The organism is Asanoa ishikariensis, from assembly GCF_900107455.1.
In the GTDB taxonomy this organism is placed as follows: Bacteria; Actinomycetota; Actinomycetes; order Mycobacteriales; family Micromonosporaceae; genus Asanoa; species Asanoa ishikariensis.
Genome location: NZ_FNQB01000001.1, coordinates 2961039 through 2984401 on the forward strand (window position 1 = coordinate 2961039; position 23363 = coordinate 2984401).

A 23363-nucleotide genomic window follows, 5' to 3' on the forward strand; every position below is an offset into this window, starting at 1 on the left:
TCATCCGCCTGTGCTCCGTCGAAGACGTGCCGAAGGGCACGGCGATCAAGGCCGTCACCGACGACCTCGAGCTCGCCGTCGTCCACGGTGAGGACGACAACTTCTACGCCGTCTACGACGAGTGCTCGCACGCCGCCGTCGCCCTCTCCGAGGGCGAGGTCGACGGGCGCACGCTGGAGTGCTGGCTGCACGGGTCGCGTTTCGACCTGCGCACCGGCGAGCCGACCGGGCTGCCGGCGACCGAACCTGTTCCCGTCTATCCAGTCGAAGTCCGTGACGGCGAGGTCTACGTCTCCCTCACGCCGAGCAATGGAGTTATGCCCGCATGAGCAACCTGGAGATCCGCGGCCTGAAGGTCTCGGTCAAGCTGCCCGACGGCCAGCTCAAGCCGATCCTGGCGGGCGTCGACCTCACGGTTCGCGCCGGGGAGACCCACGCGATCATGGGCCCCAACGGCTCGGGCAAGTCGACGCTGGCCTACTCGATCGCCGGCCACCCGAAGTACCAGATCACCGGCGGCTCGGTGACGCTGGACGGCGCCGACGTGCTGTCGATGACCGTCGACGAGCGTGCCCGCGCCGGCCTGTTCCTCGCGATGCAGTACCCGGTCGAGGTCCCCGGCGTCTCGGTGGCCAACTTCCTGCGCACCGCGAAGACCGCCATCGACGGCGAGGCGCCCAAGCTGCGCACCTGGGCCGGCGAGCTGCGCGGCGCGATGGAGCGGCTGCAGATGGACCCGGCGTTCGCCCAGCGCAACGTCAACGAGGGCTTCTCCGGCGGTGAGAAGAAGCGGCACGAGATCGTCCAGCTCGAACTGCTCAAGCCGAAGATCGCGATCCTCGACGAGACCGACTCCGGCCTCGACATCGACGCGCTGCGCGTGGTCAGCGAGGGCGTCAACCGGATCGGCGCGACCGGCGAGACCGGCCTGCTGCTGATCACCCACTACACCCGCATCCTGCGCTACATCACCCCCGACTACGTGCACGTCTTCGCCCGGGGCCGGATCGTCGAAGAGGGCGGCCCGGAGCTGGCGGAGAAGCTCGAAGCCGAGGGTTACGAGCGCTACCTGGCGGAAACCGGTCCGGCCACGGCCTGATCGACGCACGAAGGGCTGCCCAGTCATGACGTCTCTCGCGATCCCGTCGACGTTCGACGTCGCCGCGCTGCGCGCCGACTTCCCGATCCTCGGTCGGGAGGTCAACGGCCACCCGCTGGTCTATCTGGACAGCGCCAACACGTCCCAGAAACCTCGCCAGGTGCTCGATGTCATGCGGACGCACCACGAGCGGCACAACGGCAACGTGTCCCGCTCGGTGCACACGCTGGGCACCGAGGCGACGCTCGCCTACGAGGGCGCGCGCGAGAAGGTGGCCGCGTTCATCAACGCGCCGGCCGCGTCCGAGGTGGTGTTCGGCAAGAACTCCACCGAGGCGATCAACCTGCTCGCGTACGCCTTCTCGAACGCCTCGGCGACCGCGGACAGTGATCCCCGGTTCCGCCTCGGCCCCGGCGACGAAGTGGTGATCTCCGAGATGGAGCATCACTCCAACATCGTCCCGTGGCAGCTTCTGTGCGAGCGCACCGGCGCGACTCTGCGCTGGTTCCGGGTCACCGACGACGGCCGGCTCGACGAGTCGGAGCTCGACGACCTGGTCAACGAGCGCACCAAGCTGGTCTCGATCGTGCACATGTCCAACATCCTGGGCACGATCAACGACCCGGCCAGGATCGTCGCGCGGGCGCACGAGGTCGGCGCGCTGGTGCTGCTCGACGGCTCGCAGTCGGTGCCGCACTTCCCGGTCGACGTGCAGGCGCTCGGCGTCGACTTCATCGCGTTCACCGGGCACAAAATGCTCGGGCCGACCGGCATCGGCGTGCTCTGGGGCCGGGCCGGCCTGCTCGACGCGATGCCGCCGGTGCTCGGTGGCGGGTCGATGATCGAGACCGTGACGATGGAGAAGTCGACGTTCGCGCCGGCTCCGGCCAGGTTCGAGGCCGGCACGCCGCCGATCGTCGAGGCGGTCGGGCTGGGCGCGGCGATCGACTATCTCAACGACATCGGCATGGCCGCGGTGCAGGCCCACGAGCACGAGATCACCGCGTACGCCCTGGAGGCGCTCGCCACGGTGCCGACACTGCGGATCTTCGGGCCCACCACCCCCGAGGGGCGTGGCGGCACGATCTCGTTCGCGCTGGAGGGCATCCACCCGCACGACGTCGGCCAGGTGCTCGACGACGAGGGTGTGGAGGTGCGGGTCGGCCACCACTGCGCGCGGCCGGTCTGCGTGCGCTACGGAGTGCCCGCGACCACCCGCGCGTCGTTCTACGTCTACACGACGACCGAGGAGGTCGACGCGCTCGTGCGGGGCCTCGATCGGGTGCGAAAGGTGTTCGGCTGATGCAGTTCGACCAGCTATACCAGGAGATCATCCTGGAGCACTACAAGCGGCCGCACGGTCGCGGGCTCCGGGAGCCGTTCGGCGGCGAGGCGCACCACGTCAACCCGACCTGCGGTGACGAGGTGACGATCCGGGTCGCCGTGGCCGGCGACAAGCTGACGGACGTCTCGTACGAGGGGATGGGCTGCTCGATCAGCCAGGCCTCGGCGAGTGTCCTGCACGACCTGCTGGCCACGCTGCCGGTCGACGAGGCACTCAAGGTGCACGACGCGTTCGTCGAGCTGATGCAGGGCCGCGGCCAGGTCGAGCCGGACGAGGAATTGTTGGGTGACGGCGTGGCGTTCTCCGGAGTGGCACGTTATCCGGCGCGCGTGAAGTGCGCGCTGCTGCCCTGGATGGCGTTCAAGGACGCGGCGGTTCGCGCCGGCGTCACAGTGGGACCCGAGGTGAAGGCATGAGTGAAGAGACTGTGACCCCTGCTAAGGCGTCGGTCGACGTGGTCGAAGAGGCGATGAAGGACGTCGTCGACCCGGAGCTCGGGATCAACGTCGTCGACCTCGGCCTGGTGTACGGCGTACACATCGACGACGAGAACGTCGCCACCCTGGACATGACGCTGACGTCGGCGGCCTGCCCGCTGACCGACGTGATCGAGGACCAGACCCGGGCGGCCCTGACCACCGGCCCCGGCGGCGGCGTGGTCAGCGACTTCCGGATCAACTGGGTCTGGCTGCCGCCGTGGGGCCCAGACAAGATCACCGACGAGGGCCGCGACCAGCTCCGGTCGCTCGGCTTCAACGTCTGAGTCAACCGCTCACCGCACCCTCCCGCGCCGCTGGCACGGGAGGGTTCGCGTAGGTGGCGTCGAACGTCCCGTCGACGATCTGCGCGGCGTTCGGCACACGGGCCAACCGCCCGAAGCCGAGCACGTACGCCCGCATGCGCGACTGGAGCTTGGCCAGGTCGGCACGGCAGGCGGCGGCCTCCGGCCAGCCGGTGTCGCCGTCATGGGTCGCTTCCCAGGCCGCGAGCAGCGGGTGCCACCGCGTCAGGAACGGGCGTAGCTCGCTGTTGAGCATCGCGATGGCCAGGTGCTCGACGGTCGGGTCGCTGCCGGTGCGCCGCGAGGGCTGGGTCTCCTTCAGGATCTCCCGGGTCAGCTCGAACACCCCGTGGATCGAGCTGAGGGCCTCGCGCAGGTGACCGACGCCGGGATCGAGCCGCTGCGTGGCGACCCGCGTGACGGTCTCGACGAAGAGCTTCCACGCCACCTGCTCGCTCTCGCGGGTGACGGTGAAGTTCAGCTCGCTGAACTGCGGCACGGTGATCTTGACGTCGGTGAGCCGGACCGTCTGGTTGAGACTGTGCACGACCAGCGCGGCCACGAGCCCGGCGAACCCTCCGGCGACGACGAACAACCCGGCGCCCGTCAATTGGCTGCCCAGGTAGACGCCGAGGCCGCCCAACGCACCACCGAGGGCGCCCAGCAGCACCCGGGCCCAGCGCGTTTGCAGCCAACCAGCGATCACGTGGCCTCCCTCAGGTCCGCTCTATTCCATCGTGGACGCCGACCCGACGCAACGGCCCGTACGGTCCACAGCCGCGCTGGTGCGAGCCGTCGGACCGACCGGCGCACCGGATGGTCGAGCCTTTCGACCCGGGGTCTGATCCGGTCGGCGAGGACCCAGGCCGCCTCGGCGATGTCGGCGCCGACCGGCTCGCCCGCGAATCCGGCGTGGTCGGCGAGCACGGCGAGCGCCGCCACGTCCGCCGCCGCTCCCGGGCAGACCTTGGCGGCGTGGTCGGCCAACTGGCCGTTGGTCCGCACCGCGATCCCCGGCGTGCGGCCGCGCAGCGCTTCCAGCACGTCCCACCAGGCGTTCACGGCCCGGGTCCGCGGGTCCGCCGCCCGTCGTCGGCTGCGGCGGCGCAGCGGTGGCGCCGCCAGCACGGTGACCAGGTAGGCGGCCACCGCCAGCAGGACGACCGCCAACAGGTACGAGGCGGGCAGGCCGGCTCCGGTCGCCCCGCCGGTCTCGCCGCCACCGGTGTCGTCGGGCGAGGACGCGGCGCTGGCCGACGGCCGCGCGTCCGGTGCGGCGGTGGCGCTCGGTGTCGGCGCGGGGCTCGGCCGGACGGACTTCGTCACCGCCGGGGCCGGTGCCGCAGCCGCGCCAGGCTGGGGCGCCGGCTCGTAGCCCCGCCAGCCCTCGGGCAGGAGCACCTCCGGCCAGACCCGGACGTCGCGCCCGCGGACCACCAGCGCCGGGCCTTCGCGAGTGCCGGGCGCGAAGCCCACGACGATCCGGCTCGGCCGGCCCAGCCGGCGGGCGACCAGCGCGAAGGCGACGGCATACTGCTCGGCCCCACCCACCGCCGTGCCCGACAGCAGCCGGTCGACGTGGCCGTACGAGTGCCCGCCCGGCGCGGCGGGGTCGGTGCGGCCGTGGCGGCGCAGCCGCGTCTCGAGCGCGTCGAGCGGCGCGGACTCACCGGTCACCTCGCCCGCCAGCGCCACGACGGACGCCGGTACCGGCGCCGGCAGCGCCGTCTCCCCAGGGCTGACCCGATCCGACGCCCGACCGGAGGACACCGCGTAGTGCCGTCCTGGTCGGAGCCGTTCGGTGGAGAGCAACGTCCCGGTTTCCTCGTCGACCGCGTCGACGCCGTCGTGCAGCCGGACGGGCACGTCCGCGGCCGGCAGGAAGTAGCCGTCCAACTCGTCGATCACGAAGTTCTGGCGCACCGGCACGCCGGTCACGGTCCCGGCACCGGTGCCCAGTCCCGCCGGGACGAACCGCGGTCGTGACATCGTCCAGTCCTGGCCGTCGAACCGGTCAAGGACCGCCAGCCGCCATGGCCGAGGACTGCTCGTCTCCACCGTGAAGAGGCGCGCGTCGGGTCTGGCACGGTAGCCCGGCACCCGGTCGAGCGGGTTCAGGTCGGCCCGGACGCTGATCGGCACCGCGAGCCGGTCGCGCGGGTCGTACGGGTCGCCGCCGAGCCGTTGGCCGGCCGTGATCCCGGCACCGGCGACGACCGCGACCACGGCGGCGACCGCCGGCACGACACGCGGCGTGCGCCGCCGGCGGACGACAGCCAGCGTCGCGATCGCGGCGACGAGCCCGAGCACCGGCGCGACCGCCGTCCGGGTGACGACGGGCGCGACGAAAGCGGACGCGGCGACCAGGGTCAGCACGGCCGGCACGCCGGGTGCCAGGGCGGAGCGGGTGCGCAGCGCGAGGTGGGTGCCGGCGGCCGCTGTCAGCCACGTCGCGGCCGCCACGACGAGCACGAGATCGGGCCGGGGCTGTGCGGGCAGGGTGATGTTCAACAGTCGGCGCGGCCCGTCGACCAACGCGTCGGCCAGGGCGGCCGGCGCCTGACCGTGGACGAGCGCCAGCAGCAGCGGCGCCACGACGTGGGCCACCGCCAGCAGGCGGGGTCCGAATCGGGCCGCCACGGTCAGCAGGACGACCGGCACGACGCTGGCCAGGACGACCGGGGCGACCAGGACCGGCCAGTCGAAGCCTGCCGCGAACGCCCAGCCCGCGGACGCCGAGGCGACGGCGACAGCCACGGCGCTGACGGACCGGTTCACCGGATGCTTCCGGCCGCGACCGGCCATCCGGCCGCGGCCTCCTCCAGCGACGCGGGGGCCAACTCCGCTCCGAACCGCACGACGAGCGGCCGGCGTCCGGTCAGCCCGGCGGCGACCAGCGCGTCGCCGACCGGCCCGTGGCCGGTGATCAACGTGACCGGCCCGGCCGAGGCGCGACCACGGGCCGGGGTCCGCTCCGGAGCGCCCGGCGCGACGTCGGTGAGGGTGTCGAGCAGGCGCAGGCGGTCAGCACCGGTGGCCGCACCGGTCAGCCGCAGGCCCGACGTGGTGGACAGGTTGGTCGGCAGGCCGGCGTCCACGGCTGCCAGGAGGATCGACGTGGCCAGGTCGACCGCGTCCTCGAAGGCGGCGCCGGTGCGAAAGGCGTCGGGGCGGGTGTCGAGCACGACCGTCACCGTCGCGACCTCGACTTCGGCGTGCTCGCGCACCAGCAGCACGGCGAGGTCGGAGCGCGCGCTGGCGAGCCAGTGGATGCGGCGCGGGTCGTCGCCGATGACGTACTCGCGGAGGCCGACCATCAGCGAGCCGTCGTGGGACCGTCGCCGGCCGGACCGCGATCCGGTCGCCGACCCGCGGCACCAGGAGACGTCGACCGGGACGATCCGCGGGCGGACCCGGACGGTGGTCCCGGTGCCGACGGCACGCCGCCGCTCGTACAGGCCGAAGGGGTCGCCGTCGACCGTTTCGAGCGGGCCGATGGCGACCGTCCCGCGCTGGTGCACGGGCACGACCAGGTCACCGGTGAACGGATGACGGGCGTCGCCGACCGGCAGCAGCGCGTCCTGAAGCGGCTTGCGGGTCGGCTCGACAACGATGTGGACGGTGCCGCCACGGTGGAGCTCGGCGGGCTCAACCCGGACCCACGCGGCCACCTGTGCCCGGCCGAGCAGCGTGAGTGCACCGGCGGCCAGCGCGAACAGGCCGGCCGCCGCGATCGCCAGCGATCCGGGGTAGCGCAGCGGCACGGCCAACCCGGCCAGCGCCAGCGTGCCGACCGCGACCTGCCGGCCGACCGGGGTCAGCACGGGATGCCGGCGCGGGCCGTTATCCGGGGAACCGTGATGGTGCCCAGCACGCGGCGCACGAGGTCCTCGACGTCGACCCCGGCCACCTCCGCGCGGGGGGTGCGCACCAGCCGGTGGGCCAGCACGGGCACGGCCAGGTCGTACACGTCGTCGGCCACGACGTAGCCCCGCCCGAATACCGCCGCGCGCACCCGGGCCAACCGCACCAGCGCCTTGCTGGCTCGCGGGCTGGCGCCGAGCTCCAACTCCGGGAGCCGGCGCGTGGCCGCGACAATCTCCACGACGTACGCGAGCAGGGCGTCGTCGACGTAGACATCGCGCGCGAAGGCCGCGACGGCCTCGATCGTGGCGGGATCAGCGGCGGGCCGGGCCGGCGCGGCCGCGGTGTCGCTCCGCAACATCGTGAGCTCGTCCTGCGGCGCCGGGTAGCCCAGGCTCAGCCGGACCGCGAAACGGTCGAGCTGGGCCTCCGGAAGCGGGAACGTGCCGGCCATCTCGACCGGGTTCTGCGTGGCGATGACCATGAAGGGCCGCGGCACGTCCCGGTCCCGGCCGTCGACCGTCACCTGGCGTTCCTCCATGACCTGGAGCAGCGCCGACTGGGTCTTCGGCGAAGCACGGTTCACCTCGTCGCACAGGACGACGTTGGCGAAGATGGGACCCGGGCGGAACTCCTCGCCGGCGTCGCGGCGGTAGACCATCGTGCCGAGGATGTCGGTGGGCAGCAGGTCGGGGGTGAACTGGATCCGGTTCATCGTGGCGCCGAACGCCTCCGCCAGCGCCCGGGCGAGCGACGTCTTGCCCACGCCTGGCACGTCCTCGATGAGCAGGTGTCCCTGCGCGAGCAGGCAGAGGACGGCGGCCTGGACGGCGGAGGTCTTGCCGACGATGGTGCACTCGACGCGGGCGACGAGGGCGGCGAACAGCTCAGGCAGGGACATGGGGCTCTCTGGCGGAGTGCGGGCGGTGGCCCGGCAAGGATGGCGCGCGTTGGCCTCGCGCGGGGGTGGGACGGCAGGAACCAACCGTTCGACCTAACCCGGGCGGTCGCATAGGGCACCTGAACGGCGTACCCGCTGGTCCCGTCGGTTCCGTGTCGTCAGACCGCCGGTCTACGGTCACCCGTCGTGCGCAAGCTTCGGGCCCGGGTGTGCGCGGCCGCCGTGATGGTCGCCGTCGTCGCCGTGCCACTCGCGGGACGGGCGGACCCGTCGACCGAGCTTCCGCACGTCTCGGCCTCGGCCTGGCTGCCCAGCATCGGCACCGGAACGCTGGTGCGGACGAACGCCACGCGCGGCGAACCGGACGCCGAGCTGAAGCTGCCCGCCGACGCGCTCGTCGTGCAGGGCGCGGGACACGTCGTCCTCTTCGACCGCGCCGCGGGCACGGCGACCCCGGTCGACACCGCTCTCCTGCGGTACGGCGCGGCCGTCCCGTTCGGCGAGCCGCTCGGCGAGGCGGTGGTCGACGGGCGGGGGACGATCTGGTTCGCCGTCCTGGGTCGGGGCGCCGTCGTGCCGATGCGCGCCGGCGTGGCGGGGCCGGCGGTCACCGTCACCCGCGGCGGCGACACCCTCCCGCTGGTCGTCGTCGCCGGCCGGGCGATGGCCGTGGACGCGACCACGCAAAGCCTCGTCGGTCTGGACGGCGCGGCCGCCGCACCGCTTCCGGCCGAACTGGCCGGCAGACCGTTCCACGCCGGGGGATCCACCGACCAGCGGGTGGCTGCCTTCGTGACCGGGTCGCGCCTGGTGGTGTCCTGGTTGGACACCCGGACGACCGAGGTGGTCGACCTGCCGGCGCGCCGACCTGGCAGGCCGGTGGTCGCCGGTCACCGGGTGATCGTTCCCGACGGCGGCCGCCTCCTGGTGCACGACCTCGACACCGGGGCGACGGAGGCGGTCACCGTGGCCGACCGACCGGCCACCCTCGACGTCTTCGCGCAGGACGGCCTGGTGTGGGCGAACGCGCCGGACGGCCCCGAGGCGATGGTGTGGGTCGACGACGCCTGGCGGCGGATCCGCAAGTACGGCACACGATCCGCCTCGACGAAGGCACCGCGCCCCCGGCCGACGCCGTCGACCACTGTGCGACCCGAGCCGTCACCGTCGGAACGCGAGACGCCGGGTCCGTCGGTCGGCGGCCCGCAGGCCGGCCCGAGCCCGGGCGGGGGAGGGCCGCGTCCGTCCCCGGCGGCCGGCGGCCTCCGCTGCGGCGGCGTGTTGACCGCGGACGGTGCGCTCGACCGCGACCTGCGGTGCTCGGGCACCGCCGGGATCACGATCGCGGCCGACGGCGTCACCCTGGACCTACGGGGGCACACGCTCAGCTTCGCCGGGCCGCCGCCGGCCGGTGCCGAACCGATCGGCGTGGCCGCCCGTGCGGTGCGGGACGTCCAGATCCGCAACGGCGTCGTGACGGGGTTCCTCCGGCAGGTGGAGCTGCGCGACTCACGCGACGTGACACTGACCGACGTGCGCCTGAAGGGCAACCGGGGCCTGCGTGCGGTCGCCGTCTCCGGGCTCCGGCTCAGCGGGGTCAGCATCGGGCCGGAGGGCAGGAACAGCCATGCGTTGACCGTCACGGAGTCGACGGTCGACGTCCAGGAGTCCTCGATCGTCGGCGACAACAGCGGCTGCTTCCTGAGCACCTGCCGTTTCGTGGGCGGCAACCTCAGCGTGGACCTGTTCGAGGCGACCGGGCCGTTGACCATGCGCGGCACCACGGTCTGGTGCAAGGTCTGTCACGTCCACGACGGCGGCACCGCGGTCATCCGCGACGGCGAGATCCGCCGGCTGAACATGCCCGGCGGGCTGCCCCGGATCGTCGGCAACCGGATCACCGGGCCGCTTCGCCTGGGTCTGAACCCGGACTCGCCGTACCCGAACGGTGGTCCGGCGGTCGAGCGCAACGACATCGTCGGCTCCGCGCTCGTGGTCGACGCGCAGTCAGCAGGCCGGATGAGGGGCATGCGGATCGTCGGCAACACCGTCTCGGGGGCGCCCGGCCAGAACTTCTACTCGTCGGGGGAGGGGATCCGGATCGACGTGCCCGAGGGCAGCGACATCCTGGTCGCGGGCAATACGGTCCGGAACAGCCGGGGGTACGGCATCTCGGCGCCGCAGGGCGTCCTGGACGGTGGCGGCAACACCTCGGACACCGGCTGCGTGGGCGTGCGATGCGGCTGAGCGGCACTCCGCGCGACGACGCGTTCCTCTCCTACAGCCACCGCGAGGACAAGCAGGTCGTCACGCTCCTCCAGTCGGCGCTGCACCGGTTCGCCCAACCCTGGTGGCGCCGGCGGGTCCGGCGCATCTTCCGGGACGTCACCGACCTCGGTGCACACCCGGAGCTCCTGCCGGCCCTCCACAAGCGACTCGCCAACGCGGATTGGCTGATCGTCTGCGCGTCACCCGCCGCCGCTGCCTCGTACTGGGTGGGTGAGGAGATCACGTGGTGGCGGACGCACCGCTCGACCGGGCGCATCCTGCTGGTCCGGTGTTCCGGGGAGCTCGCCTGGGACCGCCGGGCGCGGGACTTCGACTGGGAGCGCAGCGACGCCGTTCCCCGGGCTTTGGCCGGAGCCTTCCAGCACGAGCCGCGGTGGGTCGACCTCTCCGACCTCGTCGGGCGCCGGATCGGGGCGCGGGACCCGCGGCTGCGGGACGCGGCGGCCGATCTGCTGTCCACCATCCACGACCGGCCGAAGTCGGACCTCGTCGGAGAGGACAGGCGCCGTCATCGGCAGGCGATGCGCGCGGTGGCGGCCGCGGCCACGGTGTTCGTGCTGCTGCTCGGCGTGCTGACCCTGGCCGAGCTTCGCTCCGCGCGGCGGGCGGAGGACACCCGCGCCGGCAAGCTGGCCGAGGCGGCGCTGGCCCTGGTCGACCAGGACGTCACGCTGGCCAACCTCCTGGCCGTCGAGGCCTACCGCCTGCGTCCCGAGCCGGCTCAGCGCGCCGCCCTGCTCCAGGTCAACGCGGCCAGCCCCCAACTCGTGGCGACCCACCACACCGCCAGCGAGATCACCGCCGTGACCTCGTCCGCGACGGCGATGGCCGCCGGCACGGACTCGGGCGTCGTGCACGTCTGGCCGATCGGGGCCGGCACACCCGCTCGCGTCGCGACCGGACTCGGCCGGTTGGACCAGGTGGCGCTCAGCCGTGATGCCTCGACCGTCGCGGCGGCTGCCGGGACCGAGGTGGTGGTCTGGCGTGCGGACTGGGCCGCACCGCGCCGGCTCCCGCTCGACGGCGCCGACCATCTCGCGTCGGTGGCGGTGTCGCCGTCCGGCGATCGCACGGTGGTGAGCTGGGCCCGGCCGCAAACGCCCCAACACGCTCCCGGGATCGGCGTGGTGGACGTGGTCGACACGGCGACCGGCCGAGTGCTCCTTCGGCGGGAGCATCCGGAGTGGCTCCTCGACGTGACGATGCCCGACGACCGCACGGTCCGCGGCGTCCGCTGGGAGGCTTCGGATCGCGTCGCCCTCGACCTGGACCTGCGCACGCTCGACCCGAACGGGCACCGCGGGGTTCAACCGATGAGGGCCAGGACGTTGTTCCGTCCCTCGGCCGACGGCTCCATGTGGGTCGCCAACGGCTTCGGCCACTTCACCGTGCTGCCGGCGTTCGGCGGCGGCGAGGATCGTGGAACGCGTGCGAAACCGCCCAGCCGCCAGGCGGGCACGTTCACCGTCACGAACGACGGCCATCGCATCGCCACCATCCACTCAGGACATGTCTACGTGTTGGCTGCGCGCGACAGTCCGGGAGAATACCCCGACACGACGGAGCTGTCGGGCTTCCGGAACACCAGCCTCGTGCGCTTCTTCGACGCGCACCGGTTGGTCTCCGCGGGCGGCCGCACGGTGGCGTTCTGGGATCTCCGGCAGGTCTCGCGCCTCGCGGCCGTCACCGGAACCTCGCTGCGCGACCTGGCACGGTTCAAACAGAGCCCCGTGGTGCTGCCCACCGGGGACGGCCGTTTCGCGGTGGTCGCCGACGAGCTCGGCCGCAGCGCGTACGTCGTCGACCTGTCCGACGGCCACCAACGGGACGCGGCTCCGAAGGACGTCGGCCGGCCACTCTGGACGGACCCGGCCGCCGAACGGGTGCTCACCGCCACGGACAAGGCAGTTCTGGAGTGGCTGCCACGACATGGACGGCTCCGCACCCTCGACTGGCTCCCACCGGGGCAGGCGGAGCCGCCGCAGGCAATCGCGGCGCGTCCGTCGGACTCGAGCTTCGTCGCCGTCTACCGGGACGGTGCCGTGTGGGCGCACGAGGGTGGCGACGGCCGGCCGCTGCGGTCGATCAGGCCGGCCGCCACCGGTTCACCGCCGAGTGCGGCGGTCAGCGCAGACGGGTCCCGCGTCGGTCTTGTCGGGGTCGGGTCGCCCGCCGTGACCGTCGACACGGACAGCGGTGAGGTGCGGGAGCTGGACCTCCACGAGGCGGTCGGGGTGGCGCCGGCCGGGCCGGACGGTCTGATCTTCACCGGCGTGGACGGCAGCGTCGAGAGTGTCGGCAGCGACGGCCGGGCGACGGTGGCCGGTCCCGCCGAGCCGGGTGGCACCTGGGAGCTCAGCGAGGACGGAACGGTCGCCGCGCGGCTCCGCGCCGACGGCCGGATCCTGGTGCGCGACCTGCCGTCCGGTGAGCGCCTCGGCGACCTGGCGATGCCCATGCCCGCCTCGGGAATCGCGATGGACCTGAGCCCGTACAACTCGGTCCGGATGCGTTTTCGGCCCGGCCACCGCGACCTCCTGACGGTCGCCTCCGGTGCGTCGTTGACCAGGTGGGACCTGGACGTCGCGAGCTGGCGACGCATCGCCTGCGAGCTCGCCGGACGGGACCTCGGCGCGGACGAGTGGCGTCGCGCGGCCGGACCGGACGGCGTGCCGGAGGACCTGCGTTGCGCGCGTTAGACGTACGTCTCCAGACTGCGGATGAGCATGTCCAGGCCGAAAGCGAAGCGTTCGTCACTGTCGGCCTGCATCAGCGCGTCGACGTGGGTCGTCAACGACGGGAACTGGTCCCGCGGCAGCGTCTTGTAGTACTCGTGGATCTCCGACAGGCGCGCGTAGAACCGCTCGCTCGCCTCGGGTGAGTCGAGCTTGTAGCGCGAGACGATCAGCGCGCCCTCGTACGAGTCGGCCGCGATGTAGAGGGACAGCCGGTCGGTGGCCAGCGCGGCCACCTTCGGCGGCACCCCGCCGGCAAGCATGATCGCGAGCATGCACTCACCGACCCGCAGGGCGTGGTAGCCCACCGGGATGTTGCCGAGGCTCAGCCGCGCGATGTCGCGGTGCTGGGCGTGTGCCCGCTGGATCTCGAACGCCAGCTCCCGGATCTGGTCCTGCCAGCGCGCCGGGTCCGGCTCCGGCAGCCGTACCTCGCTGAGCACCCGCTCTCGGATCAGGTCGAGCAGCTCCTCCTTGTTGGCGACGTGCGCGTAGAGCGACGCCGCGCCCGTGTCGAGCTCGTCGGCGACCCGCCGCATGCTCACGGCGTCGAGCCCGTCGGCGTCGAGCACCTTCAGCGCCGCGTCGACGATCTTGTCGGCGGTCAGCGGCTCGCGGCTCGGCGTCGTGGCTCGGCGGGGCTTCTTCCAGGGAGGCGGTGGGAGGAGCTCGGTCACGTCGAACATCGTACTTGACGCGAACAGTGTTCGAGCGTAGAACAGTGTTCGTCCGTGTTCGAACACCGTTCGTCAGGAGTCGCGCCGATGTCTGTCGCCGCCACCACCGCCGTTGCCGAGACCGCCACCGACCCACCCGCGTACCGATGGCGCTGGGTCGCCCTGTTCGCGATCCTGACCGCCGAGGTCATGGACCTGCTCGACGCCCTGGTCACGACCATCGCGGGCCCGACGATCCGGGCCGACCTCGGCGCGCCCGAGAGCACCATCCAGTGGCTCGCCGCCGGCTACACGCTGGCCATGGCGGTCGGCCTGGTCACCGGCGGCCGCCTCGGCGACCTCTACGGCCGACGGCGGATGTTCCTGGTCGGCACCGGCGGCTTCGTCGCCGCCTCGCTGCTCTGCGCCGTCGCGCAGGGCGAGGGGACGCTGGTCACCGCCCGCGTGCTCCAGGGCCTGTTCGGCGCCGTCCTGCTGCCGCAGGGCCTCGGCCTGATCAAGGAGATGTTCCCGCCGAGCCAGGTCGGTGCCGCCTTCGGCCTGTTCGGGCCGGTGATGGGCCTGTCCGCGGTCGGCGGCCCGATCCTCGCGGGCTGGCTGGTCGACGCCGACCTGTTCGGCCTCGGCTGGCGCATGATCTTCCTGGTCAACCTGCCGATCGGCCTGCTCGGCCTGCTGCTCGCCATGCGCTTCCTGCCGAAGTCCCGGGACGCCGCCGCACCCCGCCTCGACCTGGGCGGCGTCGGCCTCGTCTCGGCCGCGATGTTCCTGCTGGTCTTCCCGATCGTCCAGGGCCGCGAGCTGGGCTGGCCGGCCTGGACCTTCGCCTCGATGGCTCTCGCGCTAGGTGTCTTCGGCCTGTTCGGCTGGTACGAGCTCCGCCGCCAGCGCCGCGGCCTGGACCCGCTGGTGATCCCGACCCTGTTCCGCAAGCGGGCGTTCACCGGCGGCCTGATCGCCGGCACCGCCTACTTCGCCGGCATGCTGGGCTTCTCGCTGACGCTGAGCCTCTACCTGCAGCTCGGCCTCGGCTTCACCCCGCTGCGCACGGGCCTGACCACCGTGCCGCAGGCGATCGGCGTGGTCGCCGGCTTCGGCCTGTCAGCCGTCGGGGGTTTCGCCCGCAAGCACGGCCGGGTCGCGTTGCAGGGCGGCGTCGCGGTGATGGCGCTGGCGGTGCTCGCCTTCCTCGCCACGGTGCACTTCTCGACGGAGGTGTCGTCCTGGCGGCTGGCGCCGGCCCTCGCCTTGTTCGGGATCGGCATGGGCCTGGCGATGGCGCCGTTCTTCGACATCATCCTGGCCGGTGTCTCACCCCGGGAGAGCGGCTCGGCCTCGGGCGCCCTCAACGCGGCCCAACAGTTCGCGGGCGCGCTCGGCGTGGCCACCCTCGGCACGCTGTTCTTCAACCGCGCCGCCGGCCCGTCCGGCGTGCCCGGGGCCATCGAGGCGGTGCTGTGGGCGGTGGTCGGGCTGTTGGCGCTGACCTTCGCCCTGAGCTTCCTCCTGCCCCGGGTCGCGCGGCCGGAATAGCGGTGGCGTCTCGCTCAGCCTTTGACGTAGGCAAGCTTCTCGGCGACGAGCCCGCCCGAGACGCGGAACAGGTCCACGCCGCGAACGTGGCCGGCGGGCCAGTCGTAACGCCAGCGCACGATGACCCGGTCGCCGGCCGCGATGCGCTCCTCGGTGGTGAAGCGGTGCTCGCCGGCCTCGGCGAAGAACCGCTGCCACGCCGCCCGGACCGCGTCGGCGCCGGTGTGCCGCTCGCCGACGGGAGGGGCGGTGGACTCGAACACGCAGTCGCCGGTCATGGTGGCCATGACGGCGTCGACGTCCTGGGTGTCGAAGGCCGCGCCGAACCGTTCGGTGGCGGCGAGCGCCTCGCTGCGGCCGAACATGGCGAGCAGACGGTCCTGGGGCTCGGCGTCGGCGGCCAGCGGTGGGCGCGGGCCGATCATTCCGTGGGCTCGGTACGCCTCCTCCACAGGCGCGAACCAGTCGGTGACGGCGGCGACGAGATCGCTGTCGAGGCGCAGGTTCGTGCCCGCGGCGGTGGCCACGTCCCACGCGTGCACGAGGTGGTCGGCGGCGAGCTGGCGCAGGTATTCGTCGACCGGGGTCGGGCCGGCCGACAGTGCCACGGGCGTGTCGTCGGCGGCTTCGACGAGGGCCTTGCCGGCGGCGTCCGCGGCGGCGGACCACGCGGCGAGCGGTGCGTCACCGAGCAGATCTCCGTCGAGTGCGGTGCCGACGTCGGCGATGGTCCGGCCGGCGAGCAGCTCGGCCGCCCACAGATCCTCGCCGGCCACGTGGTTGACCAGTGCCCGCAGGTCCCAGCCGGCGCACACAGTGGCGGCCGCGTGTCGGTCGGCCGGTACCGCTCGCAGGGCGGCGTCGAAGATGGACACTGCCTGCGCGTACAGCTCGCGGGCGTTCATTTCGCGTATCCGCTCGCGCCGAACCAGTCCACCACCACGACCGCCTCGTCACCGACCACCCAGGCGTCGTGCCCGGCCGGCAGCGAGGTCACGTCGCCCGGTTGTGCGTCGAAGGTGGTGCCGTCCGCCATCGCCACCCGCAGTACCCCCGCGACGTGGTACTGGAAGTGGGGCGCCTGACACAGCGTCGTGCCCGCGATCGGCTTGACGTCGTTGGACCAGCGCCAGCCGGGATCGAGCACGAGACGGCCGATGTCGGCCCCGCCGACGCTCAGCAGCTCGAGTCGTCCGTTGGTGAACGATCGGGTCTCGTCGGGTTTGGCGAACGTACGATGCTCGGTGGTCTGCTCGGCCATCGGGGCCCTCCTGAGGTGCGGTGATGATTGCGTGGACCTGACGTTAGGAGGGCGCGCTTGCAGCATCCTGGCGGTTATCTAGCGGGCGATCAGGCGCCCGTGGAGCTGCGGCTGATGGGGCGGTTCTCGGTCGTTCGCGACGGCCGGGAGGTCAGCGACGCGGTGTTCCAGGGCCGGAAGGTCCGCACCCTGCTGCGTGTCCTGGCCACTCGGCAGGGCCGGTTCGTGCCCAACGACGTGCTCGCCGAGGCGGTGTGGACGCAACGGCCGCCGGCCAGCCCGGCCGCCAACTTGCAGGTGCTGGTGAACCGGGCCCGGCGTGCGATCGGCCGGGCCGAGCTGATCCGCACCGGGCCGGGCGGTTACACCCTGGCCGGACCGCCGGAGTGCACAGTCGACACTGAGGTGCTCCTCGCCGCGGTCGTGGCCGCCGGGCGTCTGGCGGGGTCCGCGGCGCTGACGGCCTACCAGGCGGCGCTCGCGGGGGTGGCTGAGCCGCTGGCCGAGGAGGCGTACTCCGACTGGTCGCAGCCGTATCGCTCACAGGTGTTCCAGGCCCGCCAACTCGCCTGGGAACGCGCCGCGTCCCTCGCCGTCGATCTGGGCGAACCGGCCCTGGCCGTGCGGTACGCGGCAGAGGCGGCCGCCGCCGAACCCTTGCGCGAGGCGGCCGCGCTGGCTCTCGTGCGGGCCTTGACCGCCGCCGGCGACCGGGCGGCCGCACTGGAGGAGTTCGAGCGGTACCGGCGCGCCATCGTCGACGAGCTCGGTCTCGAGCCTTCGCCGGCAGCGACCGAGTTGCAGCGCATGGTGCTGGCGACCGGGGACACCCGCCACGCCTCGGGCCCGGTGGGTTTCGGGCTCCTGCGCTTCGTCGGGCGGGACGATGTGGTCCGTGAGGTCCTGGCGGGCCTGACCGGCGGCGTGGTGCAGGTCGCCGGGCGGTCCGGGACCGGGAAGTCCCGGGTGCTGGAGGCGGTCGGTGCGGCGGTGCCAGCGATCGACGTGGCCGCGTACTGGGCCGAACGCGACGAGCCGTACTCGCTCGCGCGGACGCTGCTGCGCCGTTTGTTTGCCTCGTCTTCGCCGGCGCTGCCCGGCCGGCTCGGCTCGGCGCTGGCCCAACTGTTGCCGGAGCTCGACGAGCCGGCCACCGACTTCGATCCTGAGACGCGAAACGCCCTGGTGGCCGAGGCGGCCCGGCGGCTGCTGGCCGCCGCGCCGCAGCGGGTCGTCGTTGTCGACGATCTGCAGTGGGCCGACCCGAGCAGTCTCCGTCTGCTCGGTTCCCTCGCCGGACGGCGTGGTGGGCCGGCGTTCGTGGTGACGTATCGGCCCGACGAGCTGAGCCCCGAGACGACGCGACTGCTGCGCCGACTGCCCGGGCCGCCGGCGATCAGCCTCGGCGGGCTCACCGGGTCCGCACTGGCCGAGCTGGTCGACGATCCCGGTGTGGTCGCGGCACTTGCCGCCGACACCGACCGCACGCCGATGGCGGTGGGCGAGGTGCTCCGTGTCCTGCACGCGGAGGGCCTCGTCCGGATGGATCCCGGCTCCGATCGCTGGCGGACGGCTGCCTCGGCCGTGCGCGGCACCGCTACGCCGCTCGCGGCCGAGCGGGCCCGGCAGGTCGGCCGGGCCGGGCAGCGCCGTGCCATCGCGGACCGGGTGGCTGCCCACGACGGGCCGACGGCCACCGCGCTGAGCCTGCTCTCCCTGCTGGGCCGGGAGGCCTCCGCCCGGACCGTGGGTGCGGCTGCCGAGCTGAGCGAGCCGGTGACCCTCGGCGCGCTCGACGAGCTCGCCGCCGCCGGCCTCGCCCGCCTCGGCGAGCACGGCTGGCGGACCGCGCACGACATGGTCGGTGAGGTCGTCGTGGCAGGCCTGAGCGACGGCACCCGGGCACAGTTGCACGCCCGGCTCGCCGGCGTGCTCGATCGCGAGGGTGGGGACGCCGCCGAGCAGGCCCGGCACTGGCGTGGCGCCGGGGACGGCGCACGGGCGGCCGATGCGTACGCCCGCGCCGCCGCGCACGCCCTCGACCAGGTGGCCGACGCCGAGGCCGAACGCCTCGCCGGTGCCGGTCTCGCCAACTGTGACCCCGACCATCCGGTCCGCGTGCGCCTGCTGGAGGCCCGAGCCCAGGCCCGCCGCCGGCACGGCGACATCGCCACCGCCCGCGACGACCTCCGCGCCGCGCTTGCCGCCTGCCCCGGCGGACCGCGCCGGGCCACCCTGCTGGCCCAGCTCGCCACCCTCGACTCCGGCGCCGACGACCTGCGCCGGGCGGCCGAGCTCGTCGAGCTCGCTCTCGTCGAAGCCGGCGACGACGATCCCGCCCGTGCGGCCGCGCTGGAGGTCGCGTCCGTCATCGACATGAACCTCGACCGCCCGGCCCGCGCCAGGACCCGTGCCGCCGAGGCTCTCGCCCGCTACACCCGTGCCGGCGACTCACGTGGCGCCGCCCGCATCCTCGATGCCCAGGCCATGGCCCAGTTCCTGCACGGCGACATCGCGGCGGGCGTCGACGAGCTCGACCGGGCCGCTCACCTGTTCGAGAGTTCCGGCGACCTCATGCACGCGGTCACGCCCCGTTCGACCTGCGGGCACGGTCGGGTCCTGCTGGACCGCGCGGCCGAAGGCATCGCCGACACCGAGCGCGCCCTCGACGTGGCTCGCACCCTCGGACATCCGGAAGGTGAGACCTACGCACTGTGGCACCGCGCGGAGGCTCTGGCCGCGCTCGGCCGGTCCGCGCAGGCCCTCACGGACGGCCGTGAGGCGCTGGCCATCGCTTCGCGGCTGCAGCACCGCGGCTGGACGGCCACGGCCTGGCGGGCGATCGGCATCGCCCACCAGAGCGCCGGTGACCTGCCCGCCGCGTTGAAGGCGTTCCGTGAGTCCCTTGGCCTGTCGGCCAACCTGGATCTGTTCGGCTGCTGGGCGGCGGCACGGGCTGCGATCGTCTGCGTCGGGCTCGGCCGACTCGAAGAGGCGGCGCCTTTGGTCTCGCGGGCGCTCGCGGCCGGGCCGGCGCTCGGTCAGCACGAGGCGCGGTGGGCGGCGGCGGCGCTCGCGGTGGCCAGGGGTGAGGAGCGCGCGGCCGTGGTGGTCCGGGAGGCGTCGCAGGCAGCCGAGGCGGCCCACGCCCGGATCTACCTGCCCCGACTGGTCGAGCTCGCCGACAGGGTCAAGGCGCCAGGCTGAGCCTGAAAAAACCGGGTGCGACTGTGCCAGGGCGTATCCCATGATGTGCGGGTGATCGCACTCACCAGGACCCAGGTTTCTGTCGCGACGGCCCTCGTCGGTCGCCGACAGCAGCGTGGCTCCGGGTCGGTGTCGATCGCGGCTGATTCGCGATGACCGACGCGTTTCTCGCCGGCCTGCTGGCCGGCTACGGTGTCGCGATCCCGGTCGGTGCGATCGCCATTCTGATCATCGGGCTGACCGCCCGCACGTCGTTCCGGGTCGGTGCCTCGGCCGCGCTGGGTGTGGCCACCGCCGATGGGCTCTACGCCTTGGTCGCGGTGCTCGGCGGTGCCGCCCTCGCGGGTGTCATCGAGCCGATCGCCACGCCGCTGCGCTGGATCGCCTTCGTCGTGCTGCTGGTGCTGGCCGCGCACACCGCGGTGGTGGCGGTGCGCCATCACCGCGATCCGGCGCGGGCGGCCAGGTCAGGTGCCGGCCTGGGTACGCCCTGGCGGGCGTACGGCGGCATTCTCGCCCTGACTTTGCTCAACCCGATGACCATCGTCTACTTCGCGGCGCTGGTGCTGGCCCGGCAGGCCGGCGACGAGCTCACCGCGGGCGGCGAGGTGGTGTTCGTGCTGGCCGCGTTCATCGCCTCGGCGAGCTGGCAGTTGCTGATCGCCTCGGGTGGCAGCCTGGTCGGCCGGCTGCTGACCGGGCCGCGAGGGCGGCTCTACACCGCCCTCGCGTCCAGCCTGCTCATTGTCGTGCTGGCCGTCGTGCTGGTGGTCGGTTAGCGGGCCGGCGCGTCGAAGTGCTGCGCGTACATGTCGACCAGCATCGCGCCGCCCTTGATCGCCGACGCCTCCTCGGCACCGCCAACGCCGGTGGGTAGCTGGGTGGCCCCGCCCTCGGGACCGAGCGGCACGACGATCATGGCCGGGCCCGCCTCGTACGTCGCCAGCTCGCCGTCGCCGGTGATGGCGGACCGGATGTTCGCGGCGACCACAGCGGCCTGGTACGTGGCGGCGCCGGCGGTGTCGCGGTCGGCGGTGCTGATGTCGCCGAGGGCGTACACGCCGCCTCCGCCCTTGACCCGCAGGTGCGGGTCGACCGGGAGGTAGCCGCGCTCGTCGCGGGCCGCGGCCAGGTCGCCACGCAGGTAGTCGGTCGCCGGGCGGACGCCGAACGCGCGGAACCAGATGTCGGCCTCGACCGTCTCGCCGCTCTCGGTGCTCACCGCGATCGGCGTCGCGGTGGCCGGCGGGCCGTCCGGCAGGGCGGTCAACGGGCTGCCCAGCACCAGCCGGACGCCGAGCTTGTCGAGCTGGCGCTTGAGCTCCTCGCGCAGCTCCTGCTCGAACGGGCCGTGCAGGATGTCCGCGTTGACGTCGACGACGGTGACGTCCTTGTCGGGGAAGAACGACTTGATCTCACCGGCCAGCTCCAGCCCGGACGGGCCGGCGCCGACGATCAGGGCCCGGCGGGCGCCGAGCAGCTCGTCGTGTGCCGCTTGCAGCCGGTCCTTGGCGCTCTGCTCGTCCGTGCCGCCGGCCTTGGCGGGGAACGGGTACTGCGACCCGGTCGCCAGGACCAGGTAGTCGGGGGTCAGCTCGGCGCCGGACTCCAGGGTGACGGTGCGGCCGTCGACCGCGACGGCCCGGTCGCGTACGAAGTGGCCGTGGTGCAGGAGCCGGTTGAGGGGCATAAAGATTCGGTCGATCCAGGACGGGTCGACCAGGGCACGCCAGGACGCGACGTTGTGGTGGAACGCGCCCGACGGGTCGACGAGCGTGACGTCAGCGACGTCGTCCAGCGCCTTCGCGGTGTTCAAGCCGCCGTAGCCGCCGCCGAGGACGACGACGGAAGGGCGCTTGACCTCGGTGTTCGTCACCAGTGTTACCTCCGTGAAAAGGCTAGCGACACTTTCTCCGCTAGCTGCTTCGGAAATACTAGCGACCCTTAGCGAGCTAGCATGGTCTGGTGACCGATAGCGCGGTAAGTCACACAGACGAGCTTCACCAGCGGTGCTTCCGCGGTGACGCCGCCCTGGCGCGCGCCTTCGGGGTCCTCGGCAAGCGCTGGTCCGGCCTGGTGATCGGCAGCCTGAGCCTGGGGCCGACGGGCTTCCGGGAGCTCGCCCGGTCGGTCGGCGGCGTCAGCGACTCGGTGTTGTCCGACCGGTTGGCCGAGTTGTGCGAGCTGGGGCTCGTGGCGCGCGACGTCGAGCCGGGGCCACCGGTCACCGTCACCTACTCGCTGACCGAAGTGGGCACGGGGCTGCTCCCGGCGCTCGGGCTGATCGCCGACTGGGCGGACAAATATCTGCCCGAAGCGCCCTGCTAGAGATTCTTCAGCGCCTCGCGCCGGGACAGCCCGGACAGCGGCGTCGCCGCGACGAATCCTCGTACCGCCTCCGGGTCGGTCTTCGCGTACTCCCGCAACGCCCAGCCGATCGCCTTGCGTACGAAGAAGTCGGTGTGCGCTTTTTGCCGCACGCAATAGTCGAACAGCCGCTCCGCGTCGGTGTCGCCCTTGTAGAAGAGCTGGTGGAGCAGCGCGGTGCGGATCACCCAGAGGTCGTCGTCCTCGATCCAGGTGTCCATCACCGCGCCGTGCCCGCGCACCAGCGGCCCGACCACCCGAGCGGCCAACACGTCGACCGTGTCCCACCACGGCTTTGTGGTGATCAGCCGGCGCACCGCCGGAAGGGCGTCCGGCCCCAGCACCGCCACGTGCCGGCGCAGGTAGTCGCACGCGAAGTACTGGTACTCCCGCTCCGGACGTTCCCAGCAGGCGTCGGCCAGCGCGAGCAGGTCATCCCGCCCGGGCTTGGCGGCGCCGGCGGTCGCCTGCCGGGCCAGCGCGCGCTGCCGCGGCGACATGATGCCCAGGAAGTCGAACTGATCGCGCATGTAGGCCCGCATCGCGGTGGCCCGGTCGGGGTCGCGGTCGGCCTCGAACAGCGTGGTCAGGCGGGCCAGCACCGGCTCGGTCATCCGGACATTGTCGCGTGCCGTACCGTCGCGGAATGACCACCAGCCGCCCGGCCGCGGGTGGCGGGCGCTGGGTCGACGTCGACCCCGACCGCCTGACCCGCTGGGTCGAGGGTTTCCGCGAGCGACACGGCGCGTACGCCCAGCGGCCCACGTACGACGGTCTGCTGCTCGCCGCGTTCGACGGCGCCACCGCGGAGCTGTACCCGCCGCCCGGCGCCCCGCTCGCCGACGACCTGGCCGACTTCGTCGAGGCCGCCCGGTCGCCCCGCCAGCTTGGCCTGCTGCTGGCCCGCAAGGCCGCGGTCGCGATCGGGGTCGCCGAGGGGGCCAAGCTGGTGACGTCCAAGGTGGACAGCTCGTACGTGCAGAGCCGCACCGCCGCGGGTGGCTGGTCGCAGCAGCGGTTCGCCCGCCGGCGCGACAACCAGGCCAAGGCCGCCGCCAAGGACGCCGCGGACCTGGCCGTCCGGCTGCTGCTGCCGGTGACCGCGGGGCTGGCCGCACTCGTCTGCGGTGGGGACCGGCGCACGGTGGACACGATTCTCACCGACCCGCGACTGGCGCCGCTGCTGCCGCTGCGCGCGGAGCGGCTGCTCGACGTCGCCGACCCTCGGCACGCCGTCCTCGTCGACGCGGTGGCCGCGGCCCGCGCGGTATCGATCCTGGTACGCGATCCCGAGAGCTAGGCGG

21 protein-coding genes are annotated in these 23363 nt (G+C 73.1%); 12 read left to right on the forward strand and 9 right to left on the reverse strand.

What is annotated here, in order from left to right; all coding sequences use genetic code 11:
- Positions 1–2: 2 nt before the first annotated feature.
- The 5 genes from BLV39_RS13890 to BLV39_RS13910 are packed head-to-tail and all read left to right on the forward strand — an operon-like array spanning position 3 to position 3207.
- Positions 3–329, forward strand: a complete 327-nt coding sequence (locus BLV39_RS13890) for a non-heme iron oxygenase ferredoxin subunit (protein ID WP_090791520.1) — start codon at positions 3–5, stop codon at positions 327–329.
- Complete coding sequence (gene sufC, locus BLV39_RS13895; protein ID WP_090790854.1) at positions 326–1099, forward strand: Fe-S cluster assembly ATPase SufC; 774 nt, start codon at positions 326–328, stop codon at positions 1097–1099. Before BLV39_RS13890 ends, sufC begins: the two co-directional genes overlap by 4 nt.
- Positions 1100–1124: 25 nt before the next feature.
- Positions 1125–2402, forward strand: coding sequence for a cysteine desulfurase (locus BLV39_RS13900; RefSeq protein WP_090790856.1), 1278 nt, complete (start codon positions 1125–1127; stop codon positions 2400–2402).
- Positions 2402–2860, forward strand: a complete 459-nt coding sequence (gene sufU, locus BLV39_RS13905) for a Fe-S cluster assembly sulfur transfer protein SufU (RefSeq protein WP_090790858.1) — start codon at positions 2402–2404, stop codon at positions 2858–2860. The genes BLV39_RS13900 and sufU overlap by 1 nt, the downstream gene beginning before the upstream one ends.
- Positions 2857–3207 carry a metal-sulfur cluster assembly factor gene (locus tag BLV39_RS13910; protein ID WP_090790859.1) on the forward strand — a complete coding sequence of 117 codons (351 nt, stop codon included), beginning with the start codon at positions 2857–2859 and terminating at the stop codon, positions 3205–3207. Before sufU ends, BLV39_RS13910 begins: the two co-directional genes overlap by 4 nt.
- 1 nt (position 3208) lies before the next feature.
- On the opposite strand, the gene BLV39_RS13915 is transcribed toward BLV39_RS13910, so the two are convergent.
- Genes BLV39_RS13915 through BLV39_RS13930 form a run of 4 tightly spaced genes read right to left on the reverse strand, consistent with a single transcriptional unit; the run spans position 3209 to position 7990 of the window.
- Complete coding sequence (locus tag BLV39_RS13915) at positions 3209–3931, reverse strand: hypothetical protein (RefSeq protein ID WP_090790861.1); 723 nt, start codon at positions 3929–3931, stop codon at positions 3209–3211.
- Positions 3928–6003: a transglutaminase TgpA family protein gene (locus tag BLV39_RS13920; protein WP_176984886.1), complete on the reverse strand. Its 2076-nt coding sequence runs from the start codon at positions 6001–6003 to the stop codon at positions 3928–3930. Before BLV39_RS13920 ends, BLV39_RS13915 begins: the two co-directional genes overlap by 4 nt.
- Positions 6000–7049: a DUF58 domain-containing protein gene (locus BLV39_RS13925; RefSeq protein WP_090790864.1), complete on the reverse strand. Its 1050-nt coding sequence runs from the start codon at positions 7047–7049 to the stop codon at positions 6000–6002. The genes BLV39_RS13920 and BLV39_RS13925 overlap by 4 nt, the downstream gene beginning before the upstream one ends.
- Complete coding sequence (locus BLV39_RS13930; protein WP_090790866.1) at positions 7043–7990, reverse strand: AAA family ATPase; 948 nt, start codon at positions 7988–7990, stop codon at positions 7043–7045. The genes BLV39_RS13925 and BLV39_RS13930 overlap by 7 nt, the downstream gene beginning before the upstream one ends.
- Positions 7991–8176: 186 nt before the next feature.
- Here BLV39_RS13930 and BLV39_RS13935 point away from each other — a divergent pair, with 186 nt between their 5' ends.
- Positions 8177–10237: a right-handed parallel beta-helix repeat-containing protein gene (locus tag BLV39_RS13935; RefSeq protein ID WP_090790868.1), complete on the forward strand. Its 2061-nt coding sequence runs from the start codon at positions 8177–8179 to the stop codon at positions 10235–10237.
- A complete protein-coding gene (locus BLV39_RS13940) occupies positions 10228–12978 on the forward strand; it encodes a toll/interleukin-1 receptor domain-containing protein (protein WP_090790870.1) in 2751 nt (916 codons plus the stop codon). The genes BLV39_RS13935 and BLV39_RS13940 overlap by 10 nt, the downstream gene beginning before the upstream one ends.
- Here the strand turns inward: BLV39_RS13940 and BLV39_RS13945 are convergent.
- Positions 12975–13700 (reverse strand): TetR/AcrR family transcriptional regulator C-terminal domain-containing protein, encoded by a 726-nt coding sequence (locus tag BLV39_RS13945; RefSeq protein WP_090790871.1) that lies wholly within the window; start codon positions 13698–13700, stop codon positions 12975–12977. The two genes, BLV39_RS13940 and BLV39_RS13945, sit on opposite strands and share 4 nt — an antisense overlap.
- Before the next feature lie 78 nt (positions 13701–13778).
- On the opposite strand from BLV39_RS13945, the gene BLV39_RS13950 reads away from it, so the two are divergent.
- A complete protein-coding gene (locus BLV39_RS13950) occupies positions 13779–15224 on the forward strand; it encodes an MFS transporter (protein ID WP_090790873.1) in 1446 nt (481 codons plus the stop codon).
- 14 nt (positions 15225–15238) lie between these two features.
- Here the strand turns inward: BLV39_RS13950 and BLV39_RS13955 are convergent, their stop codons facing one another.
- The gene (locus BLV39_RS13955; protein WP_090790875.1) at positions 15239–16129 is read right to left on the reverse strand and encodes a TIGR03086 family metal-binding protein; all 891 of its coding nucleotides are present in this window, start codon (positions 16127–16129) and stop codon (positions 15239–15241) included.
- A complete protein-coding gene (locus tag BLV39_RS13960; protein WP_090790877.1) occupies positions 16126–16485 on the reverse strand; it encodes a cupin domain-containing protein in 360 nt (119 codons plus the stop codon). Before BLV39_RS13960 ends, BLV39_RS13955 begins: the two co-directional genes overlap by 4 nt.
- Before the next feature lie 99 nt (positions 16486–16584).
- Between BLV39_RS13960 and BLV39_RS13965 the strand changes: the two genes are divergently transcribed.
- Both BLV39_RS13965 and BLV39_RS13970 read left to right on the forward strand, forming a co-directional pair.
- The gene (locus tag BLV39_RS13965; RefSeq protein WP_090790879.1) at positions 16585–19692 is read left to right on the forward strand and encodes an ATP-binding protein; all 3108 of its coding nucleotides are present in this window, start codon (positions 16585–16587) and stop codon (positions 19690–19692) included.
- A gap of 152 nt (positions 19693–19844) precedes the next feature.
- A complete protein-coding gene (locus BLV39_RS13970; RefSeq protein WP_090790881.1) occupies positions 19845–20471 on the forward strand; it encodes a LysE/ArgO family amino acid transporter in 627 nt (208 codons plus the stop codon).
- Here BLV39_RS13970 and BLV39_RS13975 read toward each other — a convergent pair.
- Positions 20468–21568 (reverse strand): NAD(P)/FAD-dependent oxidoreductase, encoded by a 1101-nt coding sequence (locus BLV39_RS13975; protein ID WP_090790882.1) that lies wholly within the window; start codon positions 21566–21568, stop codon positions 20468–20470. The two genes, BLV39_RS13970 and BLV39_RS13975, sit on opposite strands and share 4 nt — an antisense overlap.
- A gap of 89 nt (positions 21569–21657) precedes the next feature.
- On the opposite strand from BLV39_RS13975, the gene BLV39_RS13980 reads away from it, so the two are divergent.
- Positions 21658–22020 carry a winged helix-turn-helix transcriptional regulator gene (locus BLV39_RS13980; protein ID WP_090790884.1) on the forward strand — a complete coding sequence of 121 codons (363 nt, stop codon included), beginning with the start codon at positions 21658–21660 and terminating at the stop codon, positions 22018–22020.
- On the opposite strand, the gene BLV39_RS13985 is transcribed toward BLV39_RS13980, so the two are convergent.
- Complete coding sequence (locus tag BLV39_RS13985; protein ID WP_090790887.1) at positions 22017–22673, reverse strand: DNA alkylation repair protein; 657 nt, start codon at positions 22671–22673, stop codon at positions 22017–22019. The two genes, BLV39_RS13980 and BLV39_RS13985, sit on opposite strands and share 4 nt — an antisense overlap.
- 32 nt (positions 22674–22705) lie before the next feature.
- Here BLV39_RS13985 and BLV39_RS13990 point away from each other — a divergent pair, with 32 nt between their 5' ends.
- Positions 22706–23359, forward strand: a complete 654-nt coding sequence (locus tag BLV39_RS13990) for an acVLRF1 family peptidyl-tRNA hydrolase (RefSeq protein ID WP_090790889.1) — start codon at positions 22706–22708, stop codon at positions 23357–23359.
- Positions 23360–23363 lie beyond the last annotated feature (4 nt).

Excerpts from the sequence above, each read along its gene's own strand:
- BLV39_RS13985 (WP_090790887.1), bottom strand. The coding sequence starts at position 22,673 with ATGACCGAGCCGGTGCTGGCCCGCCTGACCACGCTGTTCGAGGCCGAC.
- BLV39_RS13930 (WP_090790866.1), bottom strand. The coding sequence starts at position 7,990 with ATGTCCCTGCCTGAGCTGTTCGCCGCCCTCGTCGCCCGCGTCGAGTGC.
- BLV39_RS13970 (WP_090790881.1), top strand. The coding sequence starts at position 19,845 with ATGACCGACGCGTTTCTCGCCGGCCTGCTGGCCGGCTACGGTGTCGCG.
- BLV39_RS13900 (WP_090790856.1), top strand. The coding sequence starts at position 1,125 with ATGACGTCTCTCGCGATCCCGTCGACGTTCGACGTCGCCGCGCTGCGC.
- sufC (WP_090790854.1), top strand. The coding sequence starts at position 326 with ATGAGCAACCTGGAGATCCGCGGCCTGAAGGTCTCGGTCAAGCTGCCC.
- sufU (WP_090790858.1), top strand. The coding sequence starts at position 2,402 with ATGCAGTTCGACCAGCTATACCAGGAGATCATCCTGGAGCACTACAAG.
- BLV39_RS13960 (WP_090790877.1), bottom strand. The coding sequence starts at position 16,485 with ATGGCCGAGCAGACCACCGAGCATCGTACGTTCGCCAAACCCGACGAG.
- BLV39_RS13955 (WP_090790875.1), bottom strand. The coding sequence starts at position 16,129 with ATGAACGCCCGCGAGCTGTACGCGCAGGCAGTGTCCATCTTCGACGCC.
- BLV39_RS13990 (WP_090790889.1), top strand. The coding sequence starts at position 22,706 with ATGACCACCAGCCGCCCGGCCGCGGGTGGCGGGCGCTGGGTCGACGTC.
- BLV39_RS13945 (WP_090790871.1), bottom strand. The coding sequence starts at position 13,700 with ATGTTCGACGTGACCGAGCTCCTCCCACCGCCTCCCTGGAAGAAGCCC.
- BLV39_RS13940 (WP_090790870.1), top strand. The coding sequence starts at position 10,228 with ATGCGGCTGAGCGGCACTCCGCGCGACGACGCGTTCCTCTCCTACAGC.
- BLV39_RS13910 (WP_090790859.1), top strand. The coding sequence starts at position 2,857 with ATGAGTGAAGAGACTGTGACCCCTGCTAAGGCGTCGGTCGACGTGGTC.
- BLV39_RS13950 (WP_090790873.1), top strand. The coding sequence starts at position 13,779 with ATGTCTGTCGCCGCCACCACCGCCGTTGCCGAGACCGCCACCGACCCA.